The organism is Klebsiella sp. PL-2018 (assembly GCF_019048985.1).
GTDB lineage: Bacteria > Pseudomonadota > Gammaproteobacteria > Enterobacterales > Enterobacteriaceae > Klebsiella > Klebsiella michiganensis.
Genome location: NZ_CP077673.1, coordinates 4,915,970 through 4,929,160 on the forward strand (window position 1 = coordinate 4,915,970; position 13,191 = coordinate 4,929,160).

12 protein-coding genes are annotated in these 13,191 nt (G+C 58.0%); 5 read left to right on the top strand and 7 right to left on the bottom strand.

The features are described 5' to 3' along the window. Nucleotide 1 precedes the first annotated feature (1 nt). The 5 genes from argP to MKleb_RS23110 all read left to right on the top strand — a co-directional run bounded on the left by argP (nucleotide 2) and on the right by MKleb_RS23110 (nucleotide 6,513). Nucleotides 2–895, top strand: coding sequence for a DNA-binding transcriptional regulator ArgP (gene argP / locus MKleb_RS23090; RefSeq protein ID WP_217076208.1), 894 nt, complete (start codon nucleotides 2–4; stop codon nucleotides 893–895). A gap of 198 nt (nucleotides 896–1,093) precedes the next feature. Further along, on the top strand, nucleotides 1,094–3,238 hold the full coding sequence (gene scpA, locus MKleb_RS23095; protein WP_025105961.1) for a methylmalonyl-CoA mutase: 2,145 nt from the start codon (nucleotides 1,094–1,096) through the stop codon (nucleotides 3,236–3,238). After that, complete coding sequence (gene meaB, locus MKleb_RS23100) at nucleotides 3,231–4,226, top strand: methylmalonyl Co-A mutase-associated GTPase MeaB (RefSeq protein WP_025105960.1); 996 nt, start codon at nucleotides 3,231–3,233, stop codon at nucleotides 4,224–4,226. The genes scpA and meaB overlap by 8 nt, the downstream gene beginning before the upstream one ends. 10 nt (nucleotides 4,227–4,236) lie before the next feature. Then, on the top strand, nucleotides 4,237–5,022 hold the full coding sequence (scpB, locus tag MKleb_RS23105) for a methylmalonyl-CoA decarboxylase (RefSeq protein WP_014226812.1): 786 nt from the start codon (nucleotides 4,237–4,239) through the stop codon (nucleotides 5,020–5,022). A 24-nt stretch (nucleotides 5,023–5,046) separates the two neighbouring features. Further along, the gene (locus MKleb_RS23110; RefSeq protein ID WP_014226813.1) at nucleotides 5,047–6,513 is read left to right on the top strand and encodes an acetyl-CoA hydrolase/transferase family protein; all 1,467 of its coding nucleotides are present in this window, start codon (nucleotides 5,047–5,049) and stop codon (nucleotides 6,511–6,513) included. On the opposite strand, the gene srsR is transcribed toward MKleb_RS23110, so the two are convergent. From srsR to MKleb_RS23145, 7 genes are all read right to left on the bottom strand, one after another. Next, nucleotides 6,510–7,406: a LysR family transcriptional regulator SrsR gene (srsR, locus tag MKleb_RS23115; protein WP_014226814.1), complete on the bottom strand. Its 897-nt coding sequence runs from the start codon at nucleotides 7,404–7,406 to the stop codon at nucleotides 6,510–6,512. The genes MKleb_RS23110 and srsR overlap by 4 nt on opposite strands. A 120-nt stretch (nucleotides 7,407–7,526) precedes the next feature. Then, entirely contained in the window at nucleotides 7,527–8,294 is a 768-nt protein-coding gene (locus tag MKleb_RS23120) for an oxidative stress defense protein (RefSeq protein ID WP_025105958.1), read from the bottom strand. Nucleotides 8,295–8,384: 90 nt separating this feature from the next. Beyond that, entirely contained in the window at nucleotides 8,385–9,020 is a 636-nt protein-coding gene (gene argO, locus MKleb_RS23125) for an arginine exporter ArgO (protein ID WP_025105957.1), read from the bottom strand. A gap of 149 nt (nucleotides 9,021–9,169) precedes the next feature. After that, a complete protein-coding gene (locus MKleb_RS23130) occupies nucleotides 9,170–10,027 on the bottom strand; it encodes a small-conductance mechanosensitive channel MscS (protein ID WP_014839522.1) in 858 nt (285 codons plus the stop codon). A gap of 129 nt (nucleotides 10,028–10,156) precedes the next feature. Then, nucleotides 10,157–11,089: an HTH-type transcriptional activator AllS gene (gene allS / locus MKleb_RS23135; protein ID WP_025105956.1), complete on the bottom strand. Its 933-nt coding sequence runs from the start codon at nucleotides 11,087–11,089 to the stop codon at nucleotides 10,157–10,159. After that, nucleotides 11,046–11,879 (bottom strand): oxamate carbamoyltransferase subunit AllH family protein, encoded by an 834-nt coding sequence (locus tag MKleb_RS23140; protein ID WP_025105955.1) that lies wholly within the window; start codon nucleotides 11,877–11,879, stop codon nucleotides 11,046–11,048. Before MKleb_RS23140 ends, allS begins: the two co-directional genes overlap by 44 nt. 39 nt (nucleotides 11,880–11,918) lie before the next feature. Continuing rightward, nucleotides 11,919–13,181 (bottom strand): YlbE family protein, encoded by a 1,263-nt coding sequence (locus MKleb_RS23145; RefSeq protein WP_025105954.1) that lies wholly within the window; start codon nucleotides 13,179–13,181, stop codon nucleotides 11,919–11,921. Nucleotides 13,182–13,191 lie beyond the last annotated feature (10 nt).

A 13,191-nucleotide genomic window follows, 5' to 3' on the forward strand; every position in this document is an offset into this window, starting at 1 on the left:
AATGAAACGACCGGACTACAGAACACTACAGGCGCTGGACGCGGTAATCAGGGAACGAGGGTTTGAGCGCGCCGCGCAGAAGCTTTGTATTACGCAGTCCGCCGTCTCTCAGCGCATCAAACAGCTGGAAAACATGTTTGGACAACCGCTGCTGGTGCGAACCGTACCGCCGCGTCCCACCGAACAGGGGCAAAAGCTGCTGGCCCTGCTGCGTCAGGTCGAACTGCTGGAAGAGGAGTGGCTGGGCGATGAACAAACCGGCTCCACGCCGCTGCTGCTATCGCTGGCGGTCAACGCCGACAGCCTGGCCACCTGGCTGCTGCCCGCGCTCTCCAGCGTGCTTTCCGACTCCCCTATTCGGCTGAACCTGCAGGTGGAAGATGAGACCCGGACCCAGGAACGCCTGCGCCGCGGCGAAGTGGTCGGCGCGGTCAGTATTCAGCCGCAGGCGCTGCCCAGATGCCTGGTCGATCAGCTCGGCGCCCTCGACTACCTGTTCGTCGCCTCGAAGGAGTTTGCCCAGCGCTATTTCCCCTACGGGGTGACCCGCTCGGCGCTGCTGAAAGCGCCGGTGGTGGCATTCGATCATCTCGATGATATGCACCAGGCCTTTTTGCAGCAGAACTTCGATTTGCCGCCGGGCAGCGTGCCCTGCCATATCGTGAACTCCTCGGAAGCCTTTGTGCAGCTGGCCCGTCAGGGAACAACCTGCTGTATGATCCCGCATCTGCAAATTGAGAGAGAGCTGAACAGCGGCGAACTGATTAACCTCACGCCGGGCCTGTTCCAGCGCCGGATGCTCTACTGGCACCGTTTTGCCCCGGAAAGCCGCATGATGCGCCGGGTGACCGATGCGCTGATCGATTACGGCCACAAGGTGTTGAGACAAGATTAACCCCCGCAAGCAGGCCGGCGCCGTCCGGCCTGTATGACCCACCTTCTCCTGTTCATATCTTTGAAATACATCACAAAATAAAACATTTCATGCGGCAAAAAACGACGCATCGATGGCTATTTTTTGCTGGCGACAGGGACGATGAAAAAGCTCACCGTATTCGCAATATCCCATTTCATTGCGCATACGGAGCACAACATGTCAGAGTTACGGGAGTGGCAAACGCTCGCCAACAAAGAGCTCAGCCGGCGGGAAAAAACCGTCGATGCCCTGGTAAAACAGACGGCAGAGGGCATTGACGTTAAGCCGCTGTATACCGAAGCCGATCTTGATAATCTGGAAGTGACCGGCACCCTACCCGGCCTGCCGCCTTACGTTCGCGGTCCGCGCGCCACCATGTACACCGCACAGCCGTGGACCATCCGCCAGTACGCCGGTTTCTCCACCGCCAAAGAGTCCAACGCTTTCTATCGCCGCAACCTCGCCGCCGGGCAGAAAGGGCTTTCCGTCGCCTTCGACCTCGCGACCCACCGGGGCTATGACTCCGATAACCCGCGCGTGGCGGGCGACGTGGGGAAAGCCGGCGTGGCGATCGATACCGTCGAAGACATGAAGATTTTATTCGATCGGATCCCGCTGGATAAGATGTCCGTATCGATGACCATGAACGGCGCGGTGCTGCCGATAATGGCGTTTTATATCGTCGCGGCGGAAGAACAAGGGGTTACGCCTGAACAGCTCACCGGCACGATCCAGAACGATATTCTGAAAGAGTACCTGTGCCGGAATACCTATATTTACCCGCCAAAGCCCTCAATGCGCATTATCGCCGACATCATCGCCTGGTGTTCGGGCAACATGCCGCGCTTTAACACCATCAGCATCAGCGGCTACCACATGGGCGAAGCCGGAGCCAACTGCGTGCAGCAGGTGGCCTTTACCCTGGCCGACGGTATCGAATACATCAAGGCCGCGCTCTCGGCCGGGCTGAAAATCGATGACTTCGCCCCGCGCCTGTCGTTTTTCTTCGGCATCGGTATGGATCTGTTTATGAACGTCGCCATGCTGCGCGCCGCACGCTACCTGTGGAGCGAAGCGGTAAGCGGCTTCGGCGCCACCAATCCGAAATCCTTAGCCCTGCGCACCCACTGCCAGACCTCCGGCTGGAGCCTCACCGAGCAGGATCCGTATAACAACGTAATCCGCACCACTATCGAAGCGCTCGGTGCCACGCTCGGCGGCACCCAGTCGCTGCACACCAACGCTTTCGACGAGGCGCTTGGCCTGCCCACCGACTTTTCCGCCCGTATCGCGCGTAATACGCAGATCATCATCCAGGAGGAGTCAGAGATCTGCCGCACCGTGGATCCGCTGGGTGGTTCGTATTACGTCGAGTCGCTGACCGATCGGATCGTTAAGCAGGCGCGGGCCATTATGCAGCAGATCGACGACGCGGGCGGAATGGCGAAGGCGATCGAGGCCGGACTGCCGAAACGGATGATCGAAGAGGCCTCCGCCCGCGAACAATCGCTGATCGACCAGGGCAAGCGCGTCATCGTCGGCGTCAATAAGTACAAGCTGGAAAAAGAAGATGAAACGGCGGTACTGGAGATCGACAACGTCAAGGTGCGCAACGAACAGATCGCCTCGCTGGAAAAAATTCGCGCCAGTCGGGACGACGTGACGGTAAAAGCCGCGCTGAACGCCCTCACCCACGCCGCGCAGCATGGTGAAAACCTGCTGGCCGCCGCCATCAACGCCGCCCGCGTCCGCGCCACGCTGGGCGAAATTTCCGACGCGCTGGAGGCGGCGTTTGACCGCTACCTGGTGCCCAGCCAGTGCGTCACCGGCGTGATTGCGCAAAGCTACCACCAGTCAGACAAAGCCGCCGGCGAGTTCGACGCTATTGTTGCGCAAACCGAAAAATTCCTCGCGGAACGCGGCCGCCGCCCGCGCATTCTGATCGCCAAAATGGGTCAGGACGGTCACGATCGCGGGGCCAAAGTGATCGCCAGCGCCTATTCCGATCTCGGCTTCGACGTTGACCTGAGCCCGATGTTTTCCACGCCAGAAGAGATCGCCCGCCTGGCGGTGGAAAACGACGTGCACGTGGTGGGCGCCTCATCTCTGGCGGCAGGCCACAAAACCCTGATCCCCGAGCTGATCGATGCCCTGAAAAAATGGGGGCGGGAAGATATCTGCGTCATCGCCGGCGGCGTCATCCCGCCGCAGGATTACGCCTTTCTACAGGCGCGCGGCGTGGCCGCCATTTACGGCCCCGGTACGCCGATGCTGGAGAGCGTACGCGACGTCCTGATGAGGATTAGCCAATATCATGATTAACCACGCCACGCTGACGGACGCCGTGCGGCGACTACGCCTGGGCGAGCGGGCCACGCTCGCCCAGGCCATGACGCTGGTGGAAAGCCAGCATCCCCGCCATCAGGCGCTAAGCGCACAGCTGCTGGATGCCATTATGCCCTTCACCGGCAACGCCCTGCGCCTCGGCGTCACCGGCACGCCGGGGGCGGGAAAAAGCACTTTTCTGGAAGCTTTCGGCATGCTGCTGATTCGCCACGGCCTGCGGGTCGCGGTGATAGCGGTCGATCCGAGCAGCCCGGTCAGCGGCGGCAGCATTCTTGGCGACAAGACGCGCATGATCGAACTGGCGCGATCGGATTCGGCCTTTATTCGCCCGGTGCCCTCCAGCGGCCATCTGGGCGGCACCAGCCTGCGCGCGCGGGAGCTGATACTGCTGTGCGAAGCGGCGGGCTATGACGCGGTGATTGTCGAAACCGTCGGCGTCGGCCAGTCGGAAACGGAACTCTCCCGGCTGGTGGACTGCTTTATCTCGCTGCAGATCGCCGGCGGCGGTGACGATCTGCAGGGCATTAAGAAGGGGATTATGGAGATGGCGGATATCGTGGTTATCAATAAAGATGATGGCGAGAACCGCGCCAGGGTGGCAATCACCCGCCATATGTATGAATCCGCCCTGCATATTCTGCGCCGCAAGCACGCCGCGTGGCAGCCGCGCGTTTTGAGCTGTAGCGCGCTGGAGCAGCGCGGCATCGAAGCCGTCTGGCTCGCAATTCTTGACTTCAAAACCACCCTCACCGACAGCGGCGATCTGGAAAAACTGCGCCAGCGCCAGGCGCTGGAGTGGCTACAAAAACAGGCCGAAACCGAGGCGCTGCACCTGCTGTTTGCCAGAACCGACTTTGCACGCTACTTCCAGCAAACGCTACAGGCGGTGAAAAACAAAGGCCTCTCGCCGCGCACCGGCCTGCGGCAGATTAGCGAATTCCTCCAGAATCATTACTTTGCGTAAAAGGATATTTATGTCTTATCAATATGTTAATGTCGAAATTATCCGCAAGGTTGCGGTGATTGAGTTCAACTATAGCCGCAAGCTCAACGCCTTAAGCAAGGTGTTTATCGACGATCTGATGCAGGCGCTGAGCGACCTCAACCGGCCGGAAATTCGCTGCGTCATTTTACGCGCGCCCGGGGGAGCAAAGGTTTTCTCCGCCGGCCATGACATCCACGAATTGCCCGGCGGGCGCCGCGATCCGCTCTCGTATGACGATCCGCTGCGTCAGATCACCCGTATGATCCAAAAGTATCCGAAACCGGTGATCTCCATGGTCGAAGGCAGCGTCTGGGGCGGCGCGTTTGAGATGATCATGAGCTCCGATCTGATCATCGCCGCCAGCACGTCCACGTTCTCTATGACGCCGGTGAATCTCGGCGTGCCCTACAACCTGGTCGGCATTCACAATCTGACCCGCGACGCCGGCTTTCATATCGTGAAAGAGCTGATTTTCACCGCCCTGCCGATTACCGCCCAGCGCGCGCTGGCGGTCGGTATTCTCAATCACGTGGTGGACGCCGACGAACTGGAAGATTTTACCTTGCAGATGGCGCACCACATCTCCGAGAAAGCGCCGCTGGCGATCGCGGTCATTAAGGAAGAGCTGCGCGTGCTTGGCGAAGCCCACACCATGAATTCCGATGAGTTCGAACGTATTCAGGGAATGCGTCGCGCCGTCTACGACAGCGTGGATTATCAGGAAGGCATGAGCGCGTTTATGGAAAAGCGTAAACCTGAGTTCGTCGGCCATTAATCACGCCGGATTAAGGAGTATAAAATGAAACGGATGAGCGCCGATGAAGCGGCGGAGATTATCCAGCACGACCAGATGGTGGCGTTCAGCGGATTCACGCCCGCCGGTTCGCCTAAAGCGCTGCCCGCGGCCATCGCTCGCCGCGCTGATGAATTACATCGGGCGCAGAAGCCTTTTCAGATCCGCTTGCTGACCGGCGCCTCCATCAGCGCCGCCGCCGATGATGCGCTATCGGCAGCCGATGCCGTCTCGTGGCGCGCGCCGTATCAGACCGCCTCCGGACTGCGGCAAAAAATCAACCAGGGGCAGGTGAAGTTTGTCGATCTGCACCTGAGCGAAGTGGCGCAAATGGTCAACTATGGGTTCTTTGGCGAGATTGATGTCGCGGTGATCGAAGCTTCGGCTATCGCGCCGGACGGACGGGTCTGGCTCACCAGCGGTATCGGCAACGCGCCAACCTGGCTGCTGCGGGCGAAGAAAGTGATCATTGAGCTGAATCACTACCACAGCCCGCGGGTTGCCGAGCTGGCCGATATCGTGATCCCCGGCGCCCCGCCGCGGCGCAACAGTATCGCCATCTTTCATGCCATGGATCGCGTGGGCAGCCGGTACGTGCAAATCGATCCGAAAAAGATTGTCGCTGTGGTGGAGACCGAGCTGCCCGACGCCGGAAACGTTCTGGATAACAATAATCCGGTTTGTCAGAAAATTGCCGATAACGTGGTCACCTTTCTGCTGGAAGAGATGGCTCGCGGACGCATCCCGCCTGAATTTCTGCCGCTGCAAAGCGGCGTGGGCAATATCAACAACGCGGTCATGGCGCGGCTGGGCGAAAATCCGGATATCCCCGCTTTTATGATGTACTCGGAAGTTTTACAGGAGTCGGTGGTTCATCTGCTGGAAACGGGGAAAATCACCGGCGTCAGCGCCTCCAGCCTGACGATATCCGCCGGTTCGTTGCGCAAGATTTACGACAATATGGATTTCTTCGCCAGCCGCATTGTCCTGCGCCCGCAGGAGATCTCCAATCATCCGGAAATTATCCGCCGTCTGGGGGTTATCGCCCTCAACGTGGGGCTGGAGTTTGATATCTACGGTCACGCCAACTCGACGCACGTAGCCGGGGTGAATCTGATGAACGGCATCGGCGGCAGCGGCGATTTTGAACGCAACGCCTGGCTCTCTATCTTTATGGCGCCGTCCATCGCCAAGGACGGGAAGATCTCCACCATCGTGCCGATGTGCAGCCATGTCGATCACAGCGAGCACAGCGTGAAGGCGATCGTTACCGAGCAGGGTATCGCCGATCTGCGCGGGCTATCGCCGCTGCAGCGCGCCCGCGCCATCATTGATAACTGCGCGCATCCGCTCTACCGGGACTATTTACATCGCTATCTGGAGAGCGCTCCCGGCGGACATATTCACCACGACCTCGCCCACGCCTTCGACCTGCATCGTAATCTGCTTGAGCACGGTTCAATGCTCGGCTAGCCCTCCGCGCCGTCGCGATCTTCAGTAATGTGCTGAAGCATCGTGGCGGTATAGCGATGATTTTTCAGCGAATAGAGATACTCCTGCATATACATCGCGCTGCCGGGCGCGTCGAAGTACTTCAGCTTCGCCGGATTCACCAGACGCCAGGCGAAGTAAGGAATAACCGTCAAAAACTGCCCGCGCTCTACGGCGCTAATTTTGGCCATAAAGCTGTAGGGGCGATAGATAATCGTCGGGTTGATCCCGCTGGGGCGCATATACGCGTCCAGCATCGCCTCAAAATTGGCCCGGTTCTGGAAACGCATCTGCAGCCAGGGCAGCTCACGTAACAGATCCTGCGGCGGCTTATCTTCATAACGGCGGGAAACAAGAAACCCCAGACGCAGCGGCGCCAGTTCGCTAATGGTCAAATTTTCCAGCTCCTGCACGCGGGGCGAAACATGCTGCGGCGAGATAATAAAATCCAGCTGGCGATCGAACAGGTTATCAATCACGCCATTCTCGCTGAACTCCACGGCCTGGGTGGTTACGCCATCGTATTTATCGCCCAGGCTGATGAGCTGATCGAAAATAATCGTTGGATAGGTATTGTCGATGCCGATAACGATGTTGCGCGAGCGGTGCGCGGAATAGTGAATTTCGTTATCGATGGCCGATAAGCGCTGATAAATGGGAAACAGTTTCTGATAGAGCTCCTGCCCCGCTTTATTGAGGCTGATGCTGTTATCTTTACGGGTAAATAGCGTATAGCCGATCTGATCCTCCAGCGCAGCGATGCTTTTGCCGAAGGGAGACGCGGTCATATGAATTTTTTCCGCCGCTCTGGCAATATTATTGGTCTGCGCCAGCAGAATGAAATTGCGCATCTTTTTCGAAATAAAGATATCCATGCTCACCTCATCGTAGAACAGGGATATATCCTTACTTTATTCAGGGAAAAGACTTTTGTCGCGCTCTCAATTTTACAGATAGTGACAGAAAAAACCCGGCGCGAAGGCCGGGCGACAGGATTACTGCGCGGCTTTGGGTTCTTCAGCGGGTTTCGCCGGTTCCGCAGGTGCTGGCGCAGGCTGGGTCGGCTGCAGCTCAAACACCACGTCCACCTGGTCATCAAACTGAATGGTCGCCTGCTCGTAGGTTTCCTGAGCAGAAACCGGCGCCGCATCGGCTTTCATCATCCGCACCATCGGGCTCGGCTGGTAGTTGGAGACATGATAGCGAACGCTGTAGACGGGCCCCAGTTTGCCGTGGAACCCGGTAGCCAGCTCCTGAGCCTGGTGAATGGCATCATCAATCGCCGCTTTACGCGCTTTATCTTTATAAGCGTCCGGCTGCGCCACGCCCAATGAGACCGAACGGATCTCATTCAGACCGGCTTTAAGCGCCCCATCTAACAGACCGTTGAGCTTATCCAGCTGGCGCAGCGTCACTTCAACGCTACGCACCGCGCGGTAGCCCTTAAGAATGCTTTTACCGTTCTGATAGTCGTAATCAGGCTGGGTACGCAGGTTAGCTGAGTTAATGTCTTTCTTCGCAATGCCGCTCTTCTCCAGGAAGGAGAGATACTGGGCCACGCGCTCATCGGCCTGTTTTTTAGCGGATGCCGCGTCTTTCGCGGAGACGTTTACTTCAATCGCCAGCGTAGCGATATCAGGAACCGCTGCGACGCTGGCGGTACCTGAAGTGACGATATGTGGGCCGTTTGGCAACTCATTTGCCTGAACTGCCATTGCGCTAAATCCGAGTGCCGCCGCCAGGGCCATGACTTTTAACTTCACTGTCGTTTCTCCATCTTACATTGGTCGTCTATACGCAGACGCATGCCTGCAAGCTTAGCGCGTACGCGGAGAAAGTCCATCGGACAAGGCTTAGTTAAGCAGCGCCTGCACATGAGCGAAGCCATCCTTCGCCAGCTGGAAGGCAATGACCCACATCACCAGACCGACCAGCACGTTGATAATGCGCTGCGCCTTCGCCGTACGCAGGCGCGGGGCGAGCCAGGCGGCCAGCAGGGCCAGCCCAAAGAACCATAAGAATGAGGCGCTGATGGTACCTAAGGCAAACCAGCGCTTCGGCTCCATCGCCAGCTGCCCGCCAAGGCTGCCCAGCACCACAAAAGTATCCAGATACACGTGCGGATTCAGCCAGGTGACAGCCAGCATGGTGACGATAATTTTCCAGCGCCCCTGCTTCATCACTTCCGCGCTTGCCAGTTCGAGGTTGCTGCTCATCGCCGTTTTCAGGGCACCAAACCCGTACCACAGCAGGAACGCCACGCCGCCCCAGGTGACCAGAGCCAGCAGCCACGGCGACTGCATCAGCAGCGCGCTGCCGCCGAATATCCCAGCGCAAATCAGCAGCAGATCGCTGATGGCGCACAGCAGAGCAATCATCAGGTGGTACTGACGGCGAATGCCCTGATTCATCACAAAGGCGTTTTGCGGACCGAGCGGCAAAATCATGGCCGCTCCCAGGGCAAGGCCCTGAAAGTAATACGATAACATCGCAAGTGATTTCCACTGAAAGAGTCAATGCCGGGGAATATAGCGCGCGGAAATCATTAGAGGAAATTGAAAATTTTAATCGTTAATAAGAACCACTAATAGGGCGCAGAAAAAAGGCCGGACGAACCGGCCTGTATAAAAGAGGAGAATTACTCTGCTTTTTCCTGCGGACGAATGACATGAACGTCCATCTGCGGATACGGGAAGCCGATGCCGTTGGCGTCAAAGTCGCGCTTAATACGCTCCAGAACGTCCCAGTATACGCTTTGCAGATCGCTGCTCTTACTCCATACGCGCACCACGTAGTTCACCGAAGAAGCGCCCAGTTCATTCAGACGCACGGTCATTTCACGATCTTTGAGGATACGTTCATCCGATTCGATGATATTGGTGAGCAGCTGCTTCACTTTATCGATATCAGCGTCGTAGGCCACGCCGATGATAAACTCGTTGCGGCGCACCGGCTCGCGGGAGAAGTTGATGATATTCCCGGCAATGATTTTACCGTTCGGCACCACCACGATTTTGCCATCCGCGCTGCGCAGGGTCGTGGAGAAAATCTGCACGTTCAGCACGGTTCCCGCGATACCGCCAAGGTCAACGTATTCACCGGCGCGGAACGGGCGGAAGACCACCAGCAGGACGCCAGCGGCAAGGTTAGACAGCGAGCCCTGCAGCGCCAGACCAACGGCTAAACCTGCGGCGCCGAGGACGGCAATAACCGAGGCGGTTTGCACGCCCACGCGGCCGAGGGCGGCGATCAGCGTAAAAGCAATAACGGCGTAGCGTACCAGCGCAGAGAGAAAATCGGCAACGGTGGCATCAATATGCCGCGCCCGCATCAGGCGATTGACGGTGTTGGAAACAATCCGCGCCACGATCAAACCGACAATAATAATCGCGATAGCCGCGACAATGTTGACGGCATAGCTCAGCAGTAACGCCTGATTGCGCACCAGCCATGAACCGGCGTTATTTATGCTATCGACAACGTTCAAATCTTCCATTTAGTAATCCTTGGGTCATATCAAAAAAAAGCAAATGAGATCATTCTCACGAAAATGACCTTTTAAAGGTAAACAAAAACCACCGAAGATGCCATTTCTCAATCTGTTCCAGATGAAAGCAACGCTGTTTCACGCTTGCGCAGGACGATCCACCATCCGCAAAAATCCGCTGACTAACACGTCTTTGTGTTTAAACTTCCGGGCGATTTCACTGACCACTTTGCCGCTACCGGCGTTTTTCCACGCAACAGAGAGCGGCGAAGGCTGGCGGCCATTAGCGACCGCGCGGGCCACCAGCGCCCCGGACTCCAGATAGGAACGACACATCCGTTCCGGTAAAAAACCCACTCCCAGGCCGCTGAGATGACAGGCCAGCTTGGTGCTGAGGTCCGGCACCTTAATCTCTTTTTGCCCATTGAGCAGCCAGGCGACGCGGCGGGTTAACGTCCGCGACGTATCCTCGATATTGATCGCTGGATAGCGACGCAGCATATCGTCGGACAACACCGCGGCGGGGTGGTTGGCAAGCGGATGGTTCTGCGCCACCACAAACTGCCAGCGAATATCACCGAGCGGTAATAAGGAGATATTGTTCGACAGCGATTCCGAGCCGGTGACGCCAATCGCCAGTTGGAAATCGTCATATAACAGCGAATCCCAGACGCCCATATAAACCTGGCGGGAAATCTGAAAACGGGTAAAGGGAAACTGCTGATGCAGCCAGGTCAGCAGATCTGCGGCGGTTTGCGGTTGATACAACAGGTTATTGATAACGATATTGACCTGCCTTTCTACGCCGGCATTGATTTGCTGGAGTTCATCAGGCATCACGTCGAGCCAGTTAAGCCACTGTCGGCAGTGCTCAAGCAGATGCTGCCCGGCCAGCGTCAGGCTCACCGAACGGGTCGTACGTAAGAAGAGCTGCGTCCCCACCTGCTCTTCCAGCGTTTTGATGCGATAGCTAATCGCCGCTGGCGTTTTATGCAGCGTGCTGGCCGCGCGGGAAAAACTTCCGGTCTCAGCGACCTGAATAAACGTGCGGATGGTTTCCTGATCGAGCATGCATTCTCCTTGAGTCCACTTTCTGTAACCAGTGCTGCGCGAATGCAATTCCTAGTAGCGTATCAGCGCCTGAAGTATGGCCTACCGCCAACAAACGCTGAATAGCCCGCTGCGGGTCGCTTGTCGACTGCAGCCCGCGCATCACTTTAACGACCGGCAGCGAAAACTCGCCCCGTCTGGCGCTATTCAGGTAGCTACAGCTTACCGAAGTTGTCAGAGATACAAGTTGATCCGCCGGGGGGATAAATAGTTTAAGGCGGCAGGAAAACCCCGCGCCGTGCAGTGCCGCCAGCATCCCGGCAAGCATATCATCGCCGCTGGGGGTTAATCCCGGCCCATTGCCGATAAGCCAGCGCCAGTCCGGACGCTCGCCGCAGTACCAACGCTCAAGCTCGCTGACTAACGATGAATAAAACGGCATGTCCGCCAGTGGCTGATTGAGCGCGCCGCACAGCCCGCTTAAGTGGGAATAAGCAGAAAGATCGAGAGGGAACGCATTGCCGGTGTGGAGAGGTAATTTGAGCGTCCGGCGCGGACGAATCAGCACGCCCGCCCCCCACAGTAACGCCCCTTGTTTGACCAGCCGCGTCAGATGACCCAGCCGCGCGAACTGCGCGCTGCTCAGCAGAATGCCCGTCGGACCTATTCCTTTGCCATAGCGAAATAACGTCAGTAGGGAGCCATCGGCGTGGCAAAAATTGATCGCCTGTGAAAATTGGCTATGGCGTTGCCACACGCCGTCCGCCAGACGTTCAAGGCCCGTGCAGGCAAGTGAGTTGATCGTTTTCATCGCGGTGACTCCGGGGCGGCGAGGCCGCCCCTTTTCCAATCAGGCGGTGAGATGGTGCAGTTCCGCCAGCGCTTCCAGCGCTTTTTCAAAGCACAACAGCGGCGCCCGGACGGTCCCCGCCCCGACCTGACCAATACCCGCTTCGCGATGGGCGATCCCGGTATTGATAAGCGGCGTTATGCCGGTCTCCACGACCCGACGAACATCCAGTCCCAGACAGGCGCCCTTGAAATCCCAGGAGGGGATCTGGAACAGCGGGTTGTTGGTGAGGTAAATTTCAGACATCTCTTCCGAGGTCTCCAGCGCGGCGCCCATCCCGCCTGCGCCGACAAAGCGTGTGACGCCCGGGGCGGCAATCATCGCCGCCCCGCCGATCCCCAGCGTTTCGGTAATCGCGCTATCGCCGATATCCGGGTTGGCGTCGGCCTGACTGTAGCCGGTGAAGAACAACCCCTGCGGCGTATTGACCGGCGCGGTAAACCAGCGGTCGCCGGTGCCGCTAACGCGAATGCCGAACTCTCGACCGTTGCGGGTCATCGCGGTGACTACTGAACCGGCTTTGATTTCCGCCGCCGCATCCATCACCGCTTTGCTGTAGGCCATCGCCAGGTTAAGGAAGAACTGATCGGTCACGCTCAAAAACTGCAGCACCGCGACGATCTCCGCATTCGGCCGATCCAGACCGGCAATCACCGGCGACAGCGTACGCAGCAGCAGCGATGAAGCGGCGATATTACGCTGGTGGAACTCATCCCCCATGGTAATTGCCTGCGCCATCATTGCCGTCAGGTCGATGCCGTTTTCCATGCGCGACAGCGCTTCCTGCAGCACCGGCGCGAGGGTATCGCGCATCCAGCGCAGACGCGTCTGCACGTCCTCGCCGTAGGCCCCGAAGCGCATCACTTTACCGATCCCTTCGTTAAGGTTGCAGCACGATTGATTGCCATGAACCACATCGCGCACCACCAGCACCGGCATATTCGCCGAGGTGATCCCTCCCATCGGTCCTACCGCGCCCACGTGATGACAAGGGATGAATTCCACCTCGCCCTGCTCCAGCAGGCGCACGGCTTCTTCTTCGCTCGCCGCCCACCCTTCAAACAACGACGCGCCGATACAGGCTCCGCGCATCGGCCCGGTCATCTCCTGCCAGGCGATCGGCGGCCCGGCGTGCAGTAATTTACGTCCAGAAGATAATTCAGCCACCGCGTCTTTCGCAGGGCGTACGGCAACCCAATGCGGGCGCGCGGCTTTCATTCGTTCGATAATGGCTTCGTTAGCCTGTGCAATAGATGAGTACATATCCATACCT